Source organism: Paenibacillus sp. RC21 (assembly GCF_044907935.1).
GTDB classification, from domain to species: domain Bacteria; phylum Bacillota; class Bacilli; order Paenibacillales; family Paenibacillaceae; genus Paenibacillus; species Paenibacillus terrae_A.
This window is the reverse complement of record NZ_JBIYCS010000001.1, coordinates 212,818-235,054: the sequence shown is the minus strand read 5'-3', so window position 1 is coordinate 235,054 and position 22,237 is coordinate 212,818. Positions and strand designations below refer to the sequence as shown.

Annotated in this window: 17 protein-coding genes; 3 read left to right on the top strand and 14 right to left on the bottom strand. The window is 50.2% G+C overall.

The window, feature by feature from the left end:
* Positions 1-42: 42 nt before the first annotated feature.
* Positions 43-2,367, bottom strand: coding sequence for an alpha-xylosidase (gene yicI / locus ABIA61_RS01130; protein ID WP_283655548.1), 2,325 nt, complete (start codon positions 2,365-2,367; stop codon positions 43-45).
* 187 nt (positions 2,368-2,554) lie between these two features.
* On the opposite strand from yicI, the gene ABIA61_RS01125 reads away from it, so the two are divergent.
* Complete coding sequence (locus tag ABIA61_RS01125) at positions 2,555-3,484, top strand: helix-turn-helix transcriptional regulator (protein WP_283655547.1); 930 nt, start codon at positions 2,555-2,557, stop codon at positions 3,482-3,484.
* 73 nt (positions 3,485-3,557) lie between these two features.
* Here the strand turns inward: ABIA61_RS01125 and ABIA61_RS01120 are convergent, their stop codons facing one another.
* From ABIA61_RS01120 to ABIA61_RS01105, 4 genes are all read right to left on the bottom strand, one after another.
* Positions 3,558-3,878, bottom strand: coding sequence for a Crp/Fnr family transcriptional regulator (locus ABIA61_RS01120; RefSeq protein ID WP_283655546.1), 321 nt, complete (start codon positions 3,876-3,878; stop codon positions 3,558-3,560).
* A 162-nt stretch (positions 3,879-4,040) separates the two neighbouring features.
* Positions 4,041-5,882, bottom strand: coding sequence for an adenine deaminase (locus ABIA61_RS01115; RefSeq protein ID WP_283655545.1), 1,842 nt, complete (start codon positions 5,880-5,882; stop codon positions 4,041-4,043).
* Between the two features lie 83 nt (positions 5,883-5,965).
* Positions 5,966-8,344, bottom strand: a complete 2,379-nt coding sequence (gene helD, locus ABIA61_RS01110) for an RNA polymerase recycling motor HelD (protein ID WP_404580404.1) — start codon at positions 8,342-8,344, stop codon at positions 5,966-5,968.
* Positions 8,345-8,652: 308 nt separating this feature from the next.
* Complete coding sequence (locus ABIA61_RS01105; RefSeq protein WP_283655544.1) at positions 8,653-9,684, bottom strand: FUSC family protein; 1,032 nt, start codon at positions 9,682-9,684, stop codon at positions 8,653-8,655.
* Between the two features lie 187 nt (positions 9,685-9,871).
* Between ABIA61_RS01105 and ABIA61_RS01100 the strand changes: the two genes are divergently transcribed.
* Together ABIA61_RS01100 and ABIA61_RS01095 are read left to right on the top strand one after the other, a co-directional pair.
* A complete protein-coding gene (locus tag ABIA61_RS01100) occupies positions 9,872-11,194 on the top strand; it encodes an MFS transporter (RefSeq protein WP_404520930.1) in 1,323 nt (440 codons plus the stop codon).
* Positions 11,195-11,287: 93 nt separating this feature from the next.
* The gene (locus ABIA61_RS01095; protein WP_283655543.1) at positions 11,288-12,457 is read left to right on the top strand and encodes a glycosyltransferase family 4 protein; all 1,170 of its coding nucleotides are present in this window, start codon (positions 11,288-11,290) and stop codon (positions 12,455-12,457) included.
* A gap of 132 nt (positions 12,458-12,589) precedes the next feature.
* Here ABIA61_RS01095 and ABIA61_RS01090 read toward each other — a convergent pair whose 3' ends face one another.
* The 9 genes from ABIA61_RS01090 to ABIA61_RS01050 all read right to left on the bottom strand — a co-directional run bounded on the left by ABIA61_RS01090 (position 12,590) and on the right by ABIA61_RS01050 (position 22,232).
* Positions 12,590-13,222 carry a DUF2238 domain-containing protein gene (locus ABIA61_RS01090; protein ID WP_283655542.1) on the bottom strand — a complete coding sequence of 211 codons (633 nt, stop codon included), beginning with the start codon at positions 13,220-13,222 and terminating at the stop codon, positions 12,590-12,592.
* A 26-nt stretch (positions 13,223-13,248) separates the two neighbouring features.
* Positions 13,249-13,452, bottom strand: a complete 204-nt coding sequence (locus tag ABIA61_RS01085; RefSeq protein WP_404580203.1) for a YwbE family protein — start codon at positions 13,450-13,452, stop codon at positions 13,249-13,251.
* Between the two features lie 66 nt (positions 13,453-13,518).
* Positions 13,519-14,256 (bottom strand): DUF1361 domain-containing protein, encoded by a 738-nt coding sequence (locus ABIA61_RS01080; RefSeq protein WP_283655540.1) that lies wholly within the window; start codon positions 14,254-14,256, stop codon positions 13,519-13,521.
* A gap of 186 nt (positions 14,257-14,442) precedes the next feature.
* Complete coding sequence (locus ABIA61_RS01075; RefSeq protein ID WP_283655539.1) at positions 14,443-16,194, bottom strand: hypothetical protein; 1,752 nt, start codon at positions 16,192-16,194, stop codon at positions 14,443-14,445.
* A 33-nt stretch (positions 16,195-16,227) separates the two neighbouring features.
* Positions 16,228-17,190, bottom strand: a complete 963-nt coding sequence (locus ABIA61_RS01070) for a sugar phosphate isomerase/epimerase family protein (RefSeq protein WP_283655538.1) — start codon at positions 17,188-17,190, stop codon at positions 16,228-16,230.
* On the bottom strand, positions 17,187-18,059 hold the full coding sequence (locus ABIA61_RS01065; protein WP_283655537.1) for a carbohydrate ABC transporter permease: 873 nt from the start codon (positions 18,057-18,059) through the stop codon (positions 17,187-17,189). The genes ABIA61_RS01070 and ABIA61_RS01065 overlap by 4 nt, the downstream gene beginning before the upstream one ends.
* A gap of 22 nt (positions 18,060-18,081) precedes the next feature.
* Complete coding sequence (locus ABIA61_RS01060; RefSeq protein WP_283655536.1) at positions 18,082-18,984, bottom strand: ABC transporter permease; 903 nt, start codon at positions 18,982-18,984, stop codon at positions 18,082-18,084.
* Positions 18,985-19,014: 30 nt separating this feature from the next.
* Positions 19,015-20,625 (bottom strand): extracellular solute-binding protein, encoded by a 1,611-nt coding sequence (locus ABIA61_RS01055; protein WP_404580202.1) that lies wholly within the window; start codon positions 20,623-20,625, stop codon positions 19,015-19,017.
* 401 nt (positions 20,626-21,026) lie between these two features.
* Positions 21,027-22,232 (bottom strand): MFS transporter, encoded by a 1,206-nt coding sequence (locus ABIA61_RS01050; protein ID WP_283657814.1) that lies wholly within the window; start codon positions 22,230-22,232, stop codon positions 21,027-21,029.
* Between the last annotated feature and the right edge of the window lie 5 nt (positions 22,233-22,237).

The window sequence follows — 22,237 nt, the reverse complement described above, 5'->3', positions numbered from 1 at the left end:
ATAGAATGGCGAATTTTACTTGTGAGCGAAAGTGTACATGACCTATCCCAAGTGAATGGTAAGCTCCTGCTGTCCGCTTGAGGCTGGTGTAATGATCACACCCTGCTCTCCCGCTTGACTGCTGCCACCCTCGACCTGAATAGCTTCGTGAATGCACCGCAGTACCAGTGACCATGGTTTAACCGTACCCTCAGCTTTCACCGTAATCACAGCATCCTTGCGACTGGCAGTGACGGTCAGCTCTTCTTCACCAGAAGTGTTCACGATAACCGTCCGAGCCTGCTGCCCTTCACCCAGCTCGAACAAGTGGAAAGACACTTGTTCTGCATAATCATAATCCGGACGGCTGTCCTCATGACCGATCGCCAGCAGCGTGTTCGGCTTCACCAGCACGGGCAGGGTTGTAAAATCGTGATGCTCGTTAACCCAGCGACCACCCGACACGGTTTCATTCGTCAACAGATTCGTCCACTGGCCCTCCGGAACGTAATACTGTACGTTGCCTTCCTTATTAAAGATCGGGGCCACCAAAATGGAATCGCCCAGCATGTATTGCAGATCCAGCGTTGCACAGCTCGGGTCCAGCGGGAATTCCAGCACCATTGCCCGCATCATCGGCAGACCCTTCACCGAGGATTCCACAGCGGACGGATACAGATACGGCATTAATGAACATTTGAGCTTCGTAAAGCTGCGAACCACATCCACCGATTCTTCATCGAACAGCCAAGGCACGCGGTACGATTCATTTCCGTGCAGACGACTGTGGGAAGACAAAAGCCCAAATTGTACCCACCGTTTATACACGTCCGGCGCAGCCGTTAATTCAAAGCCGCTAATATCATGGCTCCAGAAGCCAAAGCCGCTCAAACCAAGCGATAAGCCGCCCCGCAGCGATTCCGCCATCGACTCATATGTCGACGAGCAGTCACCGCCCCAGTGAACCGGGAACTGCTGTCCCCCGGCCGTAGCGGAACGTGCGAACAACGCCGCTTCATTTTTACCCAGCTTTTCCTCCAGCACGTCAAATACAGCCTTGTTGTACAAATGCGTGTAATAATTGTGCATTTTCACCGGATCAGAGCCGTCATGATACACCACATTCGTAGGAATCCGCTCGCCAAAATCAGTTTTAAAGCAATCCACACCCTGATCCACCAGCACCTTCAGCTTATCCTGATACCAAGCCACCGCAGCCGGATTCGTAAAGTCAACCAGCCCCATACCCGCCTGCCACATGTCCCATTGCCATACGCCGCCATCGGCGGTTTTGACCAGATACCCGTTCTCCATGCCTTCATCGAATAAAATGGATTTTTCCGCAATATACGGGTTAATCCAAGCACAAATTTTGAGTCCCTTCGCTTTCAAACGCTGTAGCATACCTTCCGGGTCCGGGAACATATCTTGATCCCATTGGAAATCGCACCATTGGTATTCCTTCATCCAGAAGCAGTCAAAATGGAATACCGAGAGCGGCAAATCACGCTCAGCCATCCCGTCCACAAAATGATTCACCGTCGCTTCATCATAATCGGTCGTGAACGAGGTGGTCAGCCACAAACCAAAGGTCCAGGCAGGTGGTAACGCGGGCTTGCCCGTCAGCTTGGTGTAATTGTCCAGCACCTCTTTAGGGTTGGCTCCGCCAATAATAAAATACTCTAACGATTCGCCAGAGACGCTAAACTGCACCTTCGAGACATTTTCCGATGCAATTTCATACGATACCTTTTCCGGATGATTGACAAACACACCATACCCTTTATTAGACAGGTAAAATGGAATGTTTTTGTACGCCTGCTCACTGCTCGTGCCGCCGTCCTCATTCCAGATATCGACCACCTGCCCATTTTTCACAAATGGAGTGAAGCGTTCCCCGAGGCCGTATACGTACTCCCCGATTCCCAACTCCAGCTGCTCCCGGAAAAAAGGCTGATCCTGTGGGTCTGTAATGTATCCAGGCCCACGATGTCCGCTACCCGTGATTTTACGATCCTCCACATAAAAACCTACGTCCCAGCTCTTTCCACGACCGACACGCACACTCAGATTACCGCTTTTCAGCACCGCTGCGTCCTCACCTGCCGTAATCTCCACCTCTGTTGGCAAGGTATGAATTTCAAAATCCGGTCCATGATGCACCCGCCCCTTGTGGTGGTTAAAGCGTACCCGAATGACATTCGGCATCGGCGAGCTATAGGTCGCTTTCAGCAACGCCCCGTTCAGGGTGTCTCCTTTATGCTCGATCCGGTGGGTCGACGCGTATACCGTCATGGAAACATCGTCCGTCACAATATCACGGATTTCCGCAGGATTTTGGATCTCATAGCCTTTGCGGACCATCCAATAGCCATCTGTAAATTTCATCTGTTTATTTCCTCCGTTTCGATCTATATATTGTTGAACCCAAATAAAATCGCTTGTTGGATTTTTTCGAAATCCTTACTATAATAATATTGATTTATGTAAGGGTTTACTTCTTTTATTTTGACGTATTGTATCAATATTTTGATATTTTCTATACAAAACAAAAATCAGGAAGGGAGTGGGTGAAATGAATCGGGAAATGTTGCGGGAAAATCGTATTCATGGTAATCCCATGTATCCGGTCAGCGTGTATCCGAGCGTAGAGCAGTTGAACGGAAACAGCGTGCTGGAGTCTCATTGGCATGAGGAAATGGAGTTTATCGTCGTGGAGCAGGGTAGCGCCGTCTTTCAGACGGATATGGAATACACCGAGGTCAGCGAAGGTGAGGCTCTTTTTGTCAACAGCGGAGAGCTACACGCCGGATATTTAAAAAAAGCGCCAAGCTGCGTATTCTCTGCTGTGGTATTTCATCCCGATCTGCTGCACAGCCGGACACAGGATACGGTGCAGGAGCAGTTTATCGACCCTTTTATCAGCAAAAAGCTCGTCGTTCCCCCTCACATTCGCGGGGTCCTGCCTTGGGAACAGGAGGTACTGACCGCGCTGCGCCGCATCATCACCAGCCATGAGCAGAATGCGCCTGCCCGTGAGCTGGCGACCAAGGCACAGCTCTATGGCATCATCGCCAGCATGTATCCTCATATGACCCCGGCTAACGGAGAAGACGTGATTATGGCAGGTCAGCGCAGCAAAGTCGAACGAATCAAAAAAGCGCTGGCGTACATCAACAGTCATGCTCATGAGCCCATTCGTTTGCGGGATATCGCGGATGAGATTCGTATGAGCGAGGGACACTTTTGCCGTTTCTTCAAGCAGATGGTGCAAAAAAGCCCGGTCGAATACATCAATTACCACCGGGTTCAGAAGGCTTGCAGACTGCTGGAGCAAAGTGACCGCAAGGTGGTCGATATTGCGCTGGAGGTTGGCTTTGATAATCTGAGCTATTTTATCGCAACCTTTAAAAAATGGAACGGCATGCCTCCTTCACAATATCGCAAGCAGCACGAAGCCGAGCAGATGGTTGGAGCAACGCCCTTTGTCACAGATATAAGTTGAAGGATGGCAAAAAGTAAAAGGCGAACTCCAAGCTGAATATGAACAGCTCAAGAATTCGCCTTATACGACATCTTTAATCTTCATTTACCTCTTGGTATATGGCTCCGAGTCGCGAATTTCTTCCCACATATGGCTTGTATCCATAAGCTCCTTCGTAATCATCTGCTGGCGAAAAGCCAACATTATACTCCCTGCCATCTGCTAAAGTGTAGAATAAACGGAATAATCCCTCTGAGCAAAAATAGGCATGATTCACGGGTTCACCCGTTTCGATCAGATACGTTCCCTGCTGTACATGTTTTACACGGGTTCGTTCTACAAATCTGTTCCAATCCTGCTCTACAATCGAGGCCTGATAAACCATCTGCTCTAATGAAAGATAATACTGATACATATGCTCATTGCTCCCCGGAATTCTTAAATAGAAGGAAACCTTTTTGATTTTTAAATACAGAAAACAGGAGCTATCTCTCCAGTCTTTACAGACCTTATGGGACAACCCCCTTTCAAAAAAGCGCACATATCATAAATACACGCGTATGGGCAAAGTAGCCTGTCAGGCTTCCGCAATATCCTCTTCGACGAAGATCGAAACCTTGCGGATACCGTCTGCTCCGATCACAACAAGCCCCTGATCCGACAGGCGGATTTCGGGGATGACGACCAGCGCCAGCAGCGACAGTGTCATCAGTGCGTTGTTCAGCACACAGCCGGATTGCTGAAGTGCCCGGCTGATGCTCTCGGACTGCGCAGCCACCTCTACAAACGGCGCAGGAGACATCAGCCCGGCGATAGGCAGCGGGAAGCGCGTTTCGCCCGAGGCGGACACGACCACTACACCGCCGCGCATAGCCACGGCCTGCTTCGCCGCCTGGGTCATCAACTCGTCATCGTTGCCAATGACGAGCAGGTTGTGGCTGTCATGCGCCACAGTCATGGCAATGGCAGCAGGCTCGGTGAAACCGACGCCCGTCACGAGTGCCACCGCATGGCTGCCACTGGCATGATGCCGCTCGAAGACGGCTATTTTGCACAGATCCTGCGCGGGATCTGCCGTGACCTCACCATTGCGGACCGGAACGGTCATCCGCACTTCCTTCGTGTCCACGTGATTTTCCGTGACACGAATGACTCGTACAGGTACGTTCCCCTCCTGTACTGGAGCCGCAATGCGGAAATCCGCAGCGCTCAGGTCGCGTCCCAGACGGACCGTGTCCATCACTTCCGCAGGATAAACGAAGCCCTCCCAATCGGCGACCATTTGGCCGTGCTCGGCCACCAGTTGACCCGCCGCAATCGTAGCGGTCACGTTCACTTCGGCCAGACGGCCATCGAGCAAAATAATATCGGCAATCGCCCCCGGAATAATCGAGCCGATATCCCGTGCTACGCCGAAGCGCTCTGCCGTATTCAGCGTAGCCATCTGAAACGCGGTCACGGGCTTGACGCCCTGCGCAATGGCATGACGCACGACGAAGTCCATCTGACCCTCATGGAGCAAGGATTCCGCGCTGCGGTCATCCGTCACCAGCATCATGCGACGGGTGTCGAGGCCCATTTCCGTGCTGGCGCGGATGGTCTCGGCCACATCATGCCATGCGGAGCCCTGCCGCATTTTGGCATACATGCCGAGCCGGATACGCTCGGCTACATCCTCGGGCGTGACACATTCGTGGTCGCCTGTAATCCCTGCGGCTGCATATACTGGCAGCCGCCAATCGTCGGAAGCCCATGTAAAATGGCCGTCCGCCACCTTGCCCGCGCGCAGCGTGGCCTGAATTTCCCCGATCATCACATCGTCTCCATAGACAACGCCCGGGAAATTCATAACTTCGCCCAGCCCGATCATATCCGGGCCCCAGCTTAAGGCTTCCTCGACTTCCGCCGGGCCGAAGGAGGCCCCTGTCGTTTCCAGTTCCGGCCCTGTGGACGGAACACAAGAAGCCACCTGCATGTAAGCAGCCAGCGGTGTCGTACGTGCTTCATCAAGCATCAGGCGAAGCCCTTTCAGACCGAGAACATTGGAAATTTCATGCGGGTCAAAAAATCCACCCGTCACGCCCAGCGGCAGCACCGCTTTTGCAAACTCGGTTACCGTAAGCTGCGTGCTTTCGATGTGACAATGTCCATCCAGTAATCCCGGTGCCATATAGCGGCCTTCCGCTTCAATGATCACGGTGTCTTCTCCAATGGTATGGCTAACGTCCCGACCGACGTATGCGATACGGGAGCCCTGCACAGCAATAGACATTCCCGGTAATAATTCGCCCGATACCACATTGACCAGCGTTCCTCCGCGGATAACCAGCGATGCCTTGCGCTCCCCTCTGGCTGTAGCTACCAGCTCGGGTACACAGTCCGCCAGCGGCGCGCGTTGAAATACACTCTTCATGTCCATTACGTTTTGTAACCTCCGTTTATGCTTCTTACCTGTTTTTCTTATTTGCTTATGTTACTGGAATACGTACAATTATGCCAGTCTTACAGAACAGGATCACTTTCTTCCACTTTACGGGTATACGTATCCGATACCTGCGAACTCACGAACGGTGTAATTTCGCCTATCGTATAGATGTGTAGCAAATGCATAGCCCGTGTACAGGCAGTGTAGAACAGCTTGCGCTCACTTTCACGCTGATATTGCTCCGCTGAACCGTCATAGATCAGGACCGCATCAAATTCCACGCCTTTTGCCAGGTAAGCCGGAATGATATGGACTCCCTTTTCAAAAGCCGGGGTTGTCTTCTTGATCAGCCTTGGCTTCACGGGCAACTCTCCTTCGAGCGCTTCATAAGCTGTCGCACTTTCTCCGGCATTTTTGCAGATCACTGCCACGGATTCATAACCCTCTGCCAGCAATTCCGTGATGTTCCCGACGATCAGACGATGCAGCGTTTCACGCGAACGTACCTCCGTAACACGAGGCTTCTCACCCTTGCGGTTAAACGGTACAATATGCTCGCCTCCAGCCACCATTCCCCGGGTAAACTCCACAATTTCCTGTGTCGAGCGGTAGCTGCGTGTCAGGGAAATCATCTCGGTTTGTTCCGCTCCATACAGCTCATAGAGAGGCTCCGCATCCTGAAGGACAGAAGCATGCGCATAGATCGCCTGATTAAAATCGCCCAGCGCGGTCATTTTAGCCTGTGGAAACAAGCGTTTGAAAAAAGCCAATTGGAAGGGTGAATAGTCCTGTGCTTCATCAATAAACACATGACGGATATGGCTATTGGAACGGAAGCCCAACATCAGCTCACGCAGATATAAAAATGGTGTCACGTCCTCATATGCCAGTTCCCCGGCCTGCATCCGATCCAGCGTTTGACGGCTGATTTCACTCCAGCTATCGGGCAGCTCGGCGTGATTGGCCAGCTGGCTCAGTAGCGTCTCATTCAGGAACAACTCGCCATATAAGCGGGTCGTGTCCACAAAGCGAAGTGCTTTGATCCATTTACGCAAAGGCTTCAAGCGGTCACTGACCACCATTCGCGCCAATATTTCCCGTTCACGTGTAAAATCGTCAAAGGTATGGCCTTTATTCTTGGATTTACGCCGCATGCGATTATAAGCACGCTGGTAATCCTCAGGTTCCATCAGGTCCATCTGCTGATCAACCCATGGAGCGGAGCATTCCTCTTTACCGAAACGGGCCAGCTCCTTGAGCATCCAATCCCGAAGCAGCTCCAGCCGATTCGCCAGCCGAACCGAAGCATCAAACCCATAAAACTTATGCACCATTTCCTCCAATGGAACCACCTCGCGCCCTTGAAACCGGATCGGTTTAAAACGCATACCCTCCTGCTCCAAATACGCCTTGTATCCGGTAATGGCTTGCAAAAACGTCTTGGACGACTTAAAGCGGATGCCTTCCATTCTGGCCTCATACCCCGGCTGTGAAGATGCCGACAATACATATTCCAGCTGCTCAAAAGGGTCTTCCAATTGAAACTCCCGGCCCAGCCGACGCTCCAAATACTCCTGAAGCGTCGCCTGGAGCATGTTTTCCTCACCCAATTCAGGTAATACCGTCGAAACATAGCTGTTAAACATCGGATTGGGCGAAAATAGCACTACCTGATCCGCGCGCAAGCGGTCACGGTACTTATACAGCAAATAGGCTACTCTCTGGAGCGCAGCAGATGTTTTGCCGCTTCCTGCCGCCCCCTGTACGATAAGCATCCGGCTTCGATCATCACGAATGATGCGATTCTGCTCCTTTTGGATGGTTGCCACGATACTTTTCATCTGAGCATCCGAGCTGCGACTCAGCACCGCCTGTAGCAGCTCGTCTCCAATCGTTACCCCTGTATCGAACATAAAACGAATCTGTCCATCTCGGATCGAGAATTGGCGCTTGAGCGTCAGTTCTCCTTCCATTTCCCCTGCTGGAGTCTTATAGGAAGCGGGACCCGGCATATTATCGTAATAGAGATTGGAAATCGGCGCACGCCAGTCGTAGACCAGAAATTCCTCATCCTGATTATCCAGCAGGGAAGCAATCCCCAGATAAACACGCTCTGCGGGCTGCCCTTCCTCAGCAAAATCAATACGTGCAAAATACGGTGATTCCAGCAGCTTTTTCAAACGACCTAGCGCCTCTGTAGAATGCTTGTGCCTGCGCTCCCGTTCCGACAGAATTTCAGATTGCTGACGTAAACTGGTGGATGTCTCTCCCACATCATCCGCCTCACTAAAGTTGATCGTTACCTCATCCCAAAAGTCTTTACGCATATCTACGACATCTCCGCGTACAGAGCCAACCTCCGTCTCCAGCTTCCGAATTCGCCCGCTAATGACAGCAGTCACGTCCTCTACTCTCCGTTGTTCCTCGTTCCATTGCTGCTCAGTAGCCACTGGCATCACTCCTGTTCCGTTTCCTCCTGCTCCACCGCAGGGCTAAACTATGCTCTATTATGGACCTGGGTATACCCCTGGCATCCCTCTGATCCGGGAAAATTGACTTACACTTTGAAACATGCTATAATATAAAATGAAGTGTGATTAACGACTTTAAACTTATGGTTTTATCATAAACATAGCATCCTCTATTGTAGCAAGTTTAACCCCTGTTCGCAACCAGCGGGCTTTTTTTATGCCTTTATATACGTAAAAAGCGGTCGTCCATCTATAAGATGAATACGGCCGCTTTTTACTTTTTCATACATTCGCTACTTGCTCTCTTCCACAGGATGAATATGTTCCGCCAGTCTGCTCAACCGCTCCAGTTGATGACCATAGTCATACATCGCAGCAGCCACAATCGAGAGTCTCAGCATCCCCTCCTGACAGTGGTCAAAACGGGTAATCGCATGCTTCATAAACTCACCGTTCGCCTGCTGGAACATTTCGCTTTCGTCCTCGTTCGGTTTCAGCTTATCTTCAAACTTCAGCAGCGCATGTTCATGGAACCGAATCAGCAGTTCCAGATGACCATCAAAAAACGCATCCGTTCCCTTCGGTCGCACAGACTGGAAGTAGTGCCTTTCCACCGCGTCCAGTACCTCATATCCTTTGTGCAAACTTCCGAGCATTTGCTTGTATACCACCATCTGTCTCGTCTGACTGAACCGGGAGCGCTTGAGCTTCTTCTGCTCTTCCTCGAACAAATGATATTTATCCGATAGCGATTTTATGGCTCCCTCCAGATTGCCTTTTTCCTCTTTAAAGACAGACTCCTTAATCTCATCGGAAATGGCGGTGCGCAGCAGCAAGGACATAGTGTTAAATACACTTTGAATCTGATTGATAAACTGTCTTTTCGGTTTCGGAGGAAACACCGTAATATTAATAACAAAAGCAGAAACAATCCCGATTAAAGTAAGCACAAAACGGGTCACCGCAAATTTCCAGTCATCCGAGGCTTCCATGACAGAAACAACGGTTACCAGTGTTAGTCCTACCGTATCAGCCATATTTAATTTCAGACATATCATAAGTACCAGCACACATACCAAACCAACCGCAATAGGCTCATTCGAAAATACCATTCCGCCCAGCAAAGCCATGATTGCACCTAGTGTGCTTGTTTGGAGTTGATCCAGAAAATAACGCCACGACCTGTATATTGACGGTTGCATGGCAAAAATAGCGGCTATCGCTGCCCCCACAGGCGAATGGGTGTTCAAAAGCATGCTCAGAAAAAGGGCGAGCGTCACTGCGATTCCCGTTTTTAACACCCGTGCTCCAAAAGCCAAAGCCATCCCTCCTGCTTACCCTTCAAATTTATTCATACCGAATTACTATAATGAAATTTCAATGTAAAGTCCATGCTTTATTATTACCCAAAACAATCGGAGACAAGGAATATTTATGAAATGCACAGATCCTGCTAGAATACATATCAATACAATCTACTGATCTGTATCAACGTCACAGGAGGACCGCATCGTGCCATGGATTAGCAAAATGTTAGACGAGCCTCGAAAGTGGCCGCGTAATATCCGATTGTTTTTTATCGCCAATCTGCTGTATCAGATGGGTACGGGAATGTTTTCCGTTCTGTATAACCTGTATATCCAGGAGCTTGGCTTTGGGGATGACATGAATGGCCGAGTGGTGAGCATGCAAGCACTGGCTACAGCCTTGCTATTTATTCCGGTCGGTTTTTTGGGGGATCGGAGGAGCCGCAAACACATGCTGGTCATCGGCGCGTTATTCAGCGGTGTTGCCTTTCTCATCCGTACCTTTACGGATACCAGTGGCAGTATGCTGGTTTTCGCCGTCGTTTCGGGTGTATTCGCCGCCTTTATTCAGGTGCTGGCTGTACCCTTTTTAGCGGAAAGCATCAGCAAAGCCCAACGCTTGAAAATATTCAGCTATTACTCTGCTCTTGTACTCGCAGCACAGGTCATGGGGAGCTTTGGCGGTGGTGTGCTTGCGGATGGGCTGCAAACGTGGGGGATCACACAGCTCTCCAGTCTGCGGGTTGCCCTGTTCCTCGGAGGAACGGCAACATTAACCGCTTTTATACCATTATTGTTCATGACAAAAGCAACTCATGTTGAGGAAGAAGCGGCCCTTGCGAAATCGACACCTGAACCGGTATCAGCGAATACGGCGGAATCCACGTCCGCTTTACCAGTACCACCTGCTCCTGCTGCTTCTTCGGATACCAGAGTCATCGGACAATTTGTCCTTGCCCAGTTTTTTCTCGGGTTGGGCTCAGGTCTGGTCATCCCTTATCTCAATTTGTATTTTACGAACCGCTTTTCCGTATCGCTCAGTGCGATGAGTTTGCTGATTGCTCTCGGTCAGCTGATGACGATCCTCTCTATGCTGATCGGGCCTACGCTTGGCAGCCGAATCGGACTGGTCAAGGCTGTCGTTGGCTTCCAATTGCTCTCGCTCCCGTTTCTCCTGATTACCGGCTTCACAAATGTCCTCTGGATTGCTTCCATCAGCTTTCTGTTCAGGCAAGCGTTGATGAATGCCGCCAATCCGCTGCAAACCGCCATTCTGGTGGAACGTGTATCGGATAAGAACCGGGGGATTGCCAACTCGGTTCTCCAGACGACCTGGATGCTAGGAACCGCAGGCATGGGACCTGTACAAGCCTATCTGGTTACGACCTACGGCAATTACTGGGGCTATGCCATCACGTTCAGTATGACAGGTGTATTTTATATTTTGTCCTCCCTCGTCTACTATTGGATGTTCCGAGAAAACCGCCCGTCCGCGGGTCAGCTTTTACAAAACCCGGCAAGCCCGTAAACAAAATCATGGCACAATAAAAGCCGGAGCCTCCAAGCGGACTCCCCTGGATCGTCATAGGATAAATGAGAATGGCGGAGGAGGAATGAAGGCATGCTTCGAGTCGCTTTATTTACGGACACGTATGCGCCTGACGTAAATGGCGCTGCCCTGACACTGGAACGATGGATTGGCTATCTGGAGAAACATGGGGTATCTACGCTCGTCTTCGCACCGGAGGCAGACCACCGTCTGCCCTCCGGACCGGGTGTAGAACGGCTTCGGAGCATTCCTTTTTTGTTGTACCGGGAATGCAGGCTTGCGATCCCCAACGCCAAACAGATCAACGACCGTTTGTCCGCCTTTTCCCCGCACCTGATTCATGTCGCTACCCCATTTAACCTTGGCCTGTACGGAACAAGCTACGCAGCCAAACACCATGTTCCGCTCGTCGCCTCATATCATACCCACTTTGATAAATACCTCGAATATTACAAGCTTCGCTGGCTTGAACCTGCCTTGTGGAAATACATGCTCTGGTTTCACAGACATTGTGAAAGGGTGTATGTACCCTCTGGGTCAACCATGGAGTTATTGCACAATAAAGGAATGAGTCAACTCGAAATCTGGGGCAGGGGCATTGATACCCATCGCTTCCAACCTAAAGTGGATCGTCACGCAGTATGGAGAAAATGGGGCGTTCGTGCAGACGCATTCGTTATTTTATATGTCGGCAGACTTGCACCAGAAAAGGGAATAGACACCTTACTGGATGCTTACCTCCAGTTGCCGGACGATGTCCGGGCAGAATCTGTGCTGGTCATTGCAGGAGACGGTCCACTGTACAAGGTCAAAACAGCGGCAGACATGGGGGTGCCAGAGCATGCAGTCCATTGGCTTGGCTTTGTGAAAGGGCAGGAATTAGCGGGGCTATACGCCGCAGCGGATGTATTCCTGTTCCCCTCCACTACGGAAACATTCGGCAACGTCGTGCTGGAAGCCATGGCGAGCGGAACACCCGTGGTCGGTGCCGATGAAGGCGGGGTAAAGGATAATCTCATTCATGGGAAAACGGGCTTGTTGTGTCCTGCCGGAGATGCCGCTTCCTTTGCCGAAGCTGTGCACCTGTTGTACAAAGACAGACCACTTCGTGATTCTATGTCCGTGGCGGGTAGAGCCTACAGCGTGGAACAGACATGGGACCGCATTTTCGAACGACTGCTGGACAGCTACATGGGTGCCGCAACCCTGCATCTCGACAGCCGCCCTATGACGCATATGTAGCCCTGGAAACTGCCGATCTCAGGATACATCAAAGGGTGGTTAAAAATGCTTTAGCATGCATTCTATAACCACCCTCCACTATCATTATAACTTTATACCGTCCAGCTATGTTCTCCTAAAGAAAGGAACACATTAATATCTTAGCTGTTTCAGCAGCTTGTTATGTACTCCGCTCAATAGAATCACGGCTGTCAGAGCGCCGATCAAAGCGAGAAGCATATCCCATTGGGTATCCCATATATCCCCTTGGGTTCCCAAAAAGGCTTCTGCGGCCGTTCCAGTCGCCTTGGCTACGGCAAACTCAATCAGCTCATACGCAGCACTAATCGCAAGGCACACACTAACCGTGAGAAAGGTCAGCCAGCCTCCGCTTCCCAAGGTCGTTTTACGCAGCAGCACTTCTCTGACAATAAGCGCAGGCACAAAGCCTTGCGCAAAGTGCCCAAGTCGGTCGTAATAATTACGCTCCAGCCCGAATGTATCCCGTATCCAGTTAAACAGGGGCACTTCCGCATAGGTATAATGCCCGCCGACAATCAAAATCAGCGCATGCAGCCATATCAGAGTATACACCAGATTCGTGAACCGGAATTGGCGGTAAACAGCCACCAGCAGTCCAGCTCCCAAAATCGCCGGAAGAACTTCCAGTACCCAAGTAAAATGATCCGCCGGATGGATAAAGGACCAGATGAGAGCAAGCACCAGTAATACAAGCAAAACAAGCGGGTAGCGATCATGTTTCGACCTTGCCGTTGCCTGTTTCATGCGTCATTCCTCCTCAGCCCGCAGCTCTATCCTTCATTCGTTACGATATGCTTGACACGCCCAACCTGTCCGTCTGCCAAACGCACTTTGATTCCATGCGGATGACGCGAAGAATTGGTCAAAATATCCTTCACCCTTCCTCGTGTCAGCTTTCCGGTAGGCTGATCTTTTTTAAGCACAATATCTACCTGAAGCCCTGCGCGAATATCTGATCGGTTCTGTCCGTTCATGGTTTCTATTCCTCCTCTCTATTCAAGCTTATGAAGCTACTCAGCCACTCAGTCGCATCTAAATCATTAGTTACGCCATTCATCCCGACGGCTGTATCCGATCCAAACCACGCACATCGTGGATACATAGCTAATGAACAAAATAGCAAATACCATCCCGCTAAACTCCACAAAATGAGTACGCTGTAGGGTATCTGCCCATATGGAGGACACCTGCACATACAGCTGGGAAGGCGCAGAAATAATATCCCACGTATTTCCCCGAAAGAAACGGCCAATATAAATGCCCAAGCTGCTGAGCAGCAATACCGCCAGCACAAACAGCCAGCTTACAAACCCGCCACGTGCACGTCGTACCAGCTGTCGTACAGATTCTAGAGATATAAATCCCATCGTAAGTCCAAGGACAGCGACCAACAGCATGCCCAGTACATGATTCCAGAAATAAGGCTCTCCCCAGAAGCGTTGCTCCCCCAGAAATGGATATCGGGCGAATACATGCAGCAAATCTGTGATTAAATACGGTGTGTTGGGATAAAAAAAGAGCCATACCGCTCCCGTTATCCAGAGCAAAAATGTTCTCGTTCCCCGCCGCCAGGAACTATAAATCACATCAAGCAGCAGCGTTAAAAGCATCGGGATCCAGGCCAGCATCATATTCCACCAAATAAAAAGATAAGGGCGGCCTCCCGAGGGCAGCCGCACGTTAATGATCCACAAGGTGCTGATCACTGAGCATACAGCTAATACGATAAAAACATACCCTTTTATAGGATAATTTAACGATCTTAAACGGGCATACATGTGTGTCTTTTCCTCCTTTGCAGCCGTCCAGCCTTTTGACGTTCCAATTTACACCTGTTCTGGACAGTGTACACCACAATCGCTTCAAGCTCAATGGAAGCGCTCCATTCAGCATGCTTCAAGACGCGAAAAAGCACCTGTTTTACGAGACTGATCTCATCCTCGGAAACAGGTGCTCATCGAACCTCAAACTTCACTCACAGGCAAAGGCGACATGCGGATCGTGATCGTCTGATCAAACGGAGCCATCCAATTGACCAGCAATGTGTGACAATCCACTGGGTATGCAGCCCCCCGAACCGAGTTAGCCGTATGCTCCATCGCTGTTCCTGTCAGCTCAAACCACGCATTTCCTGATTCATAGCGCGCCATACCGCCAGTCCAGCATTGCACCGCTTCATTAACCAGCCTATATTCCCCGCAAGTGAATTTCCCTTCACGCCCAAAAACAAATAAAATCTGTGTCATGCAGTCCACCGGACCTTCTGAACGAAAACGAAGCGTCCACACATCCTCCTGACGATCCACATCCACCCGGATTTCATGCTTTTGTTCATGGGTTAGTGGACGTTTGTGATGCGGGAGCAAATACCACGGACTAATTTCCTCCTGCGAGGTAGGCGGCAGATCGGCGGCAGCAACAGGCCCGTAATAGCCTTTGGCCTGCTGACCCGATAGCGTCCAGCCGGTTTCATGGGCAGTCAACTCCTGCATAGGCACGAAGCCCGGCAAGAAATAGGAAGCTGCCTGAACCGCCAGCAGACGCGCATCTCCATGACGCAACGACAGGAACGATGAAGCCTCGGTCATAAGCGTCGCGCTGGTATCCTTCTGCCGATATCGAGCAACCAGAGCACCAAAATCCGTATGCAGCCTGCTGTGATAAATGTGCTGATGATGCCCTGCCTCGTCCATCCGGCTCAGATAGTCAGTTCTCGGAAAGTCTCCGTTCAGCAGCTTGTTATAGGTGACAGGTAATGCAGCAGGCGATATTTTGCGGGTTTGCAAACGTGGCTCCAGCAAGAAGCACACAGCCGCATTAATCGGAGCACCGCCCGGATGATCCGTTACCTGAACAGCGGCGACAGCCATCGCTTCGAATATAGCATCCTCATCCTCGGTAGCCAGCATGGCATACGGGAGAAGATAGGAGGATAAATTCATCATCACGCCGAAGTCCTGTCTTCCCGAATACTCTGTGACCACTTCCCCATCCGGATGGACAAGATACACCATCATGTGCAAATTGCGCCGTACCGGCTCAAGCAGCTCCGGCAGCTTCAATAAACGGGCGGCATGAATCAGCATAATATCGCTGACAGCATTATAAATTCCATTGCTGCGTTCCGTCCATTCGCCATCCGGCGTCCCGTCCAGTCCTTCTGCCAGCCACATGCTGGCCTGGGCGAGCGCTTCGGGCAGATCAAACAGCTCGTGCAGGAAGCCCAGAGCAGCGCACAGTACCCAACGGTGATTCGGCGTATGGCAGCCTCCGGTCAGCATGACCGGAATCGTCCGCTCCAGAAACAGGCGGATCGCGTCAGTCACCCGGCGCAGCTCCAGCCAGTCGTCACCGATCAGCAACTGGTAGACCTGAGCGTAGCCCACTACCACGAACGCCGTATCCGGCGGCGAGTGAAAATTGGTCCAGCCCGGCGAAATAGAGCCGTCCTCATGCTGTACGCGCAGCATGTACTGCGCCGCCAGCTCCAGTCGGATCAGCACACCCTCATTCCGGTAATAAGCGGAATCCGGATTGACGAGCGCGGCCGCCCAGACCGCCATTGCCGCAGGAGTGCCAACCGAATGATTAGGCCAGGCAATCCCGTTCTCATCATCGGTCACCCCACCATAATAACGGTTGTCGACTTCCAGCACCTGATGGTCCATGCCCGGTTTCACCCAGGCATCATTGACCGCTACAATTTTACTATACATTCCCTCAGCCCCTGTGATATGCATAATCGTTGATCATCCTTGCGTCTGAAGTTTCGCTATCTTGCTTGTCAGCAACTCATGGCTCCGTTCAATATCCTCCGGCTGACAAGCTGCTTTCAGCTCATAGACCTTAATTGGGGCTTGCCGGATAATATTCACAAAACGATCAAAGAACTCCAGATCACCACTATGAATATAAGGGCACCAGTGATCGGATAACCCTATCGTTTCATGAATATGGACACCGAGAATATAGTCGATCATTTCATTGGCTTCCTTGGCATTATCGTACAGCCCCATTCGGTCCATAATTATGCCGTGTCCAATGTCATACCACAGATATACAGGGGCGCCCTTCAAATCGTCTATGATCGTCTTGGCCTCCTGTAAGGTAGGCATCTGATAACAGCGTGAACGCGTTTCGATACCAATTGCTACATCATAGCCCTTGGAGGCGATACGGTCACACACCTCTTCCAGACTGTCGCGGATACGCTGTACATAATGCCCGCTCAGCGCATTCCGCCGCTCCAGCATTTGTGCCCACAGCGCCTGATAAGCAGCCGAATCCCTGCCCTGCTCACGGTAAATCACTTCCAGCTCACCGCTGATATCGTAAGGAAACGGAACCTCTCCGGGATGTACAACCACCGCCTTTGCACCATAACGATGCGCATATTCCGCAGATTGTACCAGCAGCTCTATTGCGCGTTTTCGCTTCGTCTCATCATCAAATCCGAGCAGAACGGAATCCGTACCGTAATCCGGGTCAGGCGTATATGGAAACGTATTATGCACACTAGATATTCCGATTTCTCCCCGCTCAATCATAGGCTCAATCGTCGTCAGCATTTCCCGGGTAATGTTATAATTCAGCTCCACCCTGCCAAAGCCCAGCTCGCGGATTTCCTCCACAAGCTCCTGGCCGACAGTATGCCTTTTTAAATTCCAACAGGTGGAAAAGGAGTATTCCCCCTTCGCCTTCATCGTCATCATCCTTTCACCGCTCCAAGCATCACGCCGCTGACAAAATATCTTTGCAGCCATGGATAAACAAGCAGGATCGGAACCGTTGCGAAAATGACACTCGCCGCCTTCAGCCCTTCAGGTGTAATTCTCGCGCCGCTCGCTCCTTCCAGCCTCGACAGCTCGGACACCATGTTATTTTGAATCATTTGATACAGCTTGAGCTGCAACGGGAACAAATCCGGGTTTTGAATATACATCAGCGTATCTTGAAACCCATTCCAGCGCCCCACACCATAAAACAGACTTAATGTCGCCAGGACGGGCAGGGACAGCGGAAGCACAATCCGAATCAAAGTGCCGAATTGGCTGCTGCCGTCAATCTCTGCCGCTTCTCCCAAGCTCTCTGGAATCCCGTTAAAGAAGGAAATCAGAATAATCAGATAAAACGGACTGATCAGACCTGGTAAAATAAGGGACCCTATATTATTCAGCAAATGCAGATCGCGCACCAGAATGTATTCTGGAATGATACCGCCACTGAAAAACATCGTGACTACAATCATGAACATGATCGTTTTGCGGCCCTTTAAATTTTTCTTCGTTAATGGGTATGCAGCTATCACCGTCATCAGCATACTCAGCACCGTCGTGATCACGGTCAGCATGACCGTAAACCCGAGCGAACGAATCATGCTCATGTCGGAGAAAACTTTTCCATACGCCTTCAAATTGAACTCAACCGGAAACAGGGTAACCTCCCCGGACGTAATAGCCCGGTTTGAGCTGAAGGAAATAGACAAAATATGAATAAACGGGGCCAAACACAGCAGTACAGCCACAGCCACCAATAGGGTGGTTACAATATCAAAGGTGCGGTTCGCAGTACGTTCACTCATCAGATGTCAGCTCCTTTACCACTTACATAATACTTTCATCCGTCAGCTTCTTGGAAGCATAGTTCGCACCCAGTACGAAGATCAGGCCCACCACGGCTTGGAACAAACCAACCACCGTTGCCAGTGTGTATTGCCCGGACTCCATCCCGATGCGGTATACAAACGTACTTAGCACATCGGAATAATCCCGAACCGCCACGTTGCCAATCACATAAGGACGATCAAAGCCAATGGTGATCATATTGCCCAGATTAATGATGAGCAGCGTAGCAATCGTCGTTTTCATACCCGGGATGGTAATATGCCAAATTCGTTTCATACGCCCTGCGCCATCTACCTCAGCGGCCTCGAACAACTCCCGGTTAATTCCAGTCAAGGCAGCCAGGTACAAAATCGTTCCCCAGCCTGCACTTTGCCACACACCTGTAAGCAGATACGTGATCACCCAGTCATTTTTATCCGTCAAAAATGGAATCGCCTGAAACCCGAGCGAGGTCAGCACATTGTTAATCATGCCGGACTGCGTACCAAATACTTGGTACACAATCCCGCCGATAATTACCCAAGAGATAAAATGGGGAATATACAAAATCGTTTGCGAAAGCTTTTTAAACCAAACTACTTTCATTTCATAGAGTAAAATCGCCAGGACCAAGGGTGCCGGAAAAGATACCAGCAGATCAAGCAAATTCAGCACGATGGTATTGCGCAGTGTTCTATAGAAATCGTCCATGCGGAACACTTCCCGAAACGCGTCGAATCCGATCCATTCACTTCCCGTAATTCCCTGGAAAAAGTTGAAATCCTTAAATGCAATCTGCACGCCCCACATCGGGCCATATTTGAACACAATGAAGTAGGCCAAAGGCAGCACAAGCAACGCGTATAATTGCCAATATCTGCGGAAGTAAACGTTCCCTTTCATGCGCTGTCTCCTCCTTTACGTTCCGCCTTCTTACTTGCCTGTCATGGCCTTGTAAGCCTCGGTGCGCTCATCCAGTATCGCCTGACCGCCGCTTGCCATATAATCCTTCAACGCAGCTTCAAAGGTTGCATCAAATTGTGCGGACGGCGCCATCACCGATTTGACGACCATTTCATCAAACTTGTCCAGCAGCGAGTTGCTGTATTTGGACTCGGATTTAATCGGATGGTCAAATTTCAGCGGAGGAATGGTATCCGTGTTGGAAATATCCATTGCTTTGCGAACTTCCCCCTGGAACTGGGACGGCATACCCAAAATAAAGGCTTCCTTGTTCTTCTCATCATCGCCTGCAATCTTGCCGTTCGCTACGATAACTACATCGCCCTGATTATAGATACGGTCTTGTGCTTCTTGTGTCGGGTTTTCCTTGGCGACTGGAATTCCGTCTTTCAAGGTATAATTTTCGCCTTCCACACCATTTTGCATATCGAGCAGCACCTTTTCGGAAGACATCCAGTCGAGGTACTTGATCGCCTCAATCGCATGCTCACTGGATTTAGGCACCATAATGTAGAGTCCATTGGATGCAAATTCCGGCTTAGCATGCTTACCCTCACTGTTCGTGTACGGGTCCATTGGCGTCAGCTTGGCTTTCGGCTGGTTGGCCAACAGATTTGGATAAGCCGAGTCATTGTAAAAAATGTTGTCGTAATCCTCGCTGAAAAAGCCGGTATTGCCGCTTTGAATGTCCTGAGTCAGCTGTTTTTTATCCTTATCCAAACCAAAATCCTTGCTGATCAGATCTTCATTGTAAAGCTTGTTCATAAACTGAACTCCATCCTTGAATCCAGGCAGCAGGATCGGATAGTCACGGGAACCCAGCTTTTGAGTCAGCGTATATTTCTGCTCATCCGTCACTGGCTTGATAAAAGACCACAGCAGCGAATCATATTGTCCAGGCTCCATCGTCATCCCCATTGGAATCACCTTGCCGCCGGTCTTGCCGGGGTCTTTTTCCTTGAACGCTTTGAGCGTGTTATATAGTTCGTCTGTCGTTTTAGGGACAGGCATTTTCAGTGTGTCCAGCCAATCCTGGCGTATAAAGGAAGAATATTTCCCTAAAATAGTGCGCTTGCCCGGAATGGCGAACTGCTTGCCTTCCACCTGACCGTAGCTCAGCGTATCTTCACCGAGGAATTTTTTGAGATTCGAGCCATACTCATTCAGTAGCGGAGTCAAATCTGTCAGCCCACCTTGCTCTGCGTACCGCTCAAAAGTGCCGGAATCGTAAGTGAATACGATATCAGGTACATCGCCGCCACTCGCCATCAGGACATTCAGCTTGGTAACCTCTTCCGAGCGCTGAACAGGCACATACGATAGATCAATATTGTTGGGTTTGCCAAAGTTCTCTTTTGCATAACGGGTTAAATAGCTGTCAGTAATGGTGTAGCCTTGAGGTGTGTTGCCTCTGTCAAAAATTTCAACCTTCAATGAACCACCCTTGTCTCCGGTAGCAGCAGTCGAACTTTTGTCCGCCTCACCTGACGAGCATCCGCTCAATACAATCGACAGTGCAACCGTAGCTGCAAGCAGCAGACGCAGCTTCTTCAATGTTCCTTTGGCCTTATTTCCTCTCATTCCTGAACACCCCTTTGTCTGCTTTTTCCCGTTCGTCCCCTCTTCTTTAATGAGGAGGTTATGGCATATCATGCATCGGCATGTGTCTGTTCCTCCGGGTCCGGGATGTGCCTTAGTATGACATGAGCGTAGGAAAACTGACAATAAACTAGTTTCCCGATCATAAACAGTTTAGATGAAAGCGATTACTTAATACGATAAAACGCTTACTTTTATAAAAGATCACTATTTTCCTGCGGATAAACTATTTTCTCCGTTCGAATCGCGTTAGGTATGTTGCCATATCAAGTGACTTAAAAGTTGCTTTTACGCAAAAAAAAGCATCCTCCCTCTCATCAGGGTTGGGATGCTCTCTGTGTTTTGTTAAGTTTTAACGATGTAGTAGCTTCACTATACTACTCCTACGGCGAAGTCTCTGATGGAAGACTCATGGATAGCTTGCGCACCTTCTCTGTCTTTCCATCTTTACGGCTGCGTGATACATAAACCATCATTAACGCACCTAAGGTCGCGCTGATCAGACAAGCGAGATTCATTAACTGTGGCCCCCCGGCATGAAGGAGGTATCCATTCAACAGATTACCTACAATGCCCGCCAGTCCGGCGAATACCATATTGAACACACTTTGTCCGGTGGCCTGCATATCCTTTTCCGTCACATGCGATACATATTCAACAGCCGCAATGTAGAAAAATCCAAACGACAACCCATGCAACACCTGCACAGCGATCATAACCGCAGGATCAGGAAATGCCAGTTGAACTCCCCAGCGCAGCATATAGGCTACAGCCCCTAGCAAAAGGGTTCTCTCCAGCCCAATCCTGCGAATCACCCTGGAAGCCAGCAGCATAGAGGGCACATTCGTAATGGAAGCAACCAGCAAAGCAACCCCGACCAACTCTGTAGGTCCTCCCGACATTTTAAAGGCCAGTACAAAATAGGTATTAAATGCGGTCAACGTCTGATTTACCAAAAAGCTGCCACCCAAAAATATTAAAAACGTCCTGTTACGGATTAATTGACCGATACCGTCAGAAAACGATTTGCGCAACGCCAGATCTTCCTCCGTATTTTTCGGAAGCGCCAGGGCCGTCAGGGCCGCAAGACCGTTCAGTACCAAAAAAGGCACCCAAATCATGGACACCGATAGAAGCGACACAAACAGCCCTCCGGCATAACCGCCCACCGCATTACCTATACTCGCCATAAATCGTATGCTGCCGTAGGTCGCTCCTGCCTTTTTCGCTGTCACGATCGCATAGGAATCAGCGATCGGCGCCTGTGTTGCCGTGAATATAGCCATGATCGAATAAACAAGCGCCATCAGCACAAATTGCTCCGACTGATAACATACCGCCATTACACCCGGGACAGCCACACTCAAAATAAGCACCAGCCGCATTTGACGGTATTGATCCACAATAATTCCCCATACTGGCTGAACCAGAATGGATACCAGCGTACCGATCGCCATCAGCGCACCAACACTGGTACTCGTCAAACCGTTCTGAACCAGCAATAAGGTCAAATACGGGTTAAACATCCCCCCGGCCAAACCAATAAACAAATAAAAGCCTCGCAGCTTCAGCATTTGTGAGCCAACCATCTGGA

Coding starts and splice junctions, on each gene's coding strand:
- ABIA61_RS01060 (WP_283655536.1), bottom strand. CDS start 18,984: ATGAAAGGGAACGTTTACTTCCGCAGATATTGGCAATTATACGCGTTG.
- ABIA61_RS01090 (WP_283655542.1), bottom strand. CDS start 13,222: ATGAAACAGGCAACGGCAAGGTCGAAACATGATCGCTACCCGCTTGTT.
- ABIA61_RS01085 (WP_404580203.1), bottom strand. CDS start 13,452: ATGAACGGACAGAACCGATCAGATATTCGCGCAGGGCTTCAGGTAGAT.
- yicI (WP_283655548.1), bottom strand. CDS start 2,367: ATGAAATTTACAGATGGCTATTGGATGGTCCGCAAAGGCTATGAGATC.
- ABIA61_RS01055 (WP_404580202.1), bottom strand. CDS start 20,625: ATGAGAGGAAATAAGGCCAAAGGAACATTGAAGAAGCTGCGTCTGCTG.
- ABIA61_RS01050 (WP_283657814.1), bottom strand. CDS start 22,232: ATGGTTGGCTCACAAATGCTGAAGCTGCGAGGCTTTTATTTGTTTATT.
- ABIA61_RS01105 (WP_283655544.1), bottom strand. CDS start 9,684: ATGGCTTTGGCTTTTGGAGCACGGGTGTTAAAAACGGGAATCGCAGTG.
- helD (WP_404580404.1), bottom strand. CDS start 8,344: ATGCCAGTGGCTACTGAGCAGCAATGGAACGAGGAACAACGGAGAGTA.
- ABIA61_RS01080 (WP_283655540.1), bottom strand. CDS start 14,256: ATGTATGCCCGTTTAAGATCGTTAAATTATCCTATAAAAGGGTATGTT.
- ABIA61_RS01065 (WP_283655537.1), bottom strand. CDS start 18,059: ATGAGTGAACGTACTGCGAACCGCACCTTTGATATTGTAACCACCCTA.
- ABIA61_RS01125 (WP_283655547.1), top strand. CDS start 2,555: ATGAATCGGGAAATGTTGCGGGAAAATCGTATTCATGGTAATCCCATG.
- ABIA61_RS01095 (WP_283655543.1), top strand. CDS start 11,288: ATGCTTCGAGTCGCTTTATTTACGGACACGTATGCGCCTGACGTAAAT.
- ABIA61_RS01115 (WP_283655545.1), bottom strand. CDS start 5,882: ATGGACATGAAGAGTGTATTTCAACGCGCGCCGCTGGCGGACTGTGTA.
- ABIA61_RS01075 (WP_283655539.1), bottom strand. CDS start 16,194: ATGTATAGTAAAATTGTAGCGGTCAATGATGCCTGGGTGAAACCGGGC.
- ABIA61_RS01070 (WP_283655538.1), bottom strand. CDS start 17,190: ATGATGACGATGAAGGCGAAGGGGGAATACTCCTTTTCCACCTGTTGG.
- ABIA61_RS01120 (WP_283655546.1), bottom strand. CDS start 3,878: ATGTATCAGTATTATCTTTCATTAGAGCAGATGGTTTATCAGGCCTCG.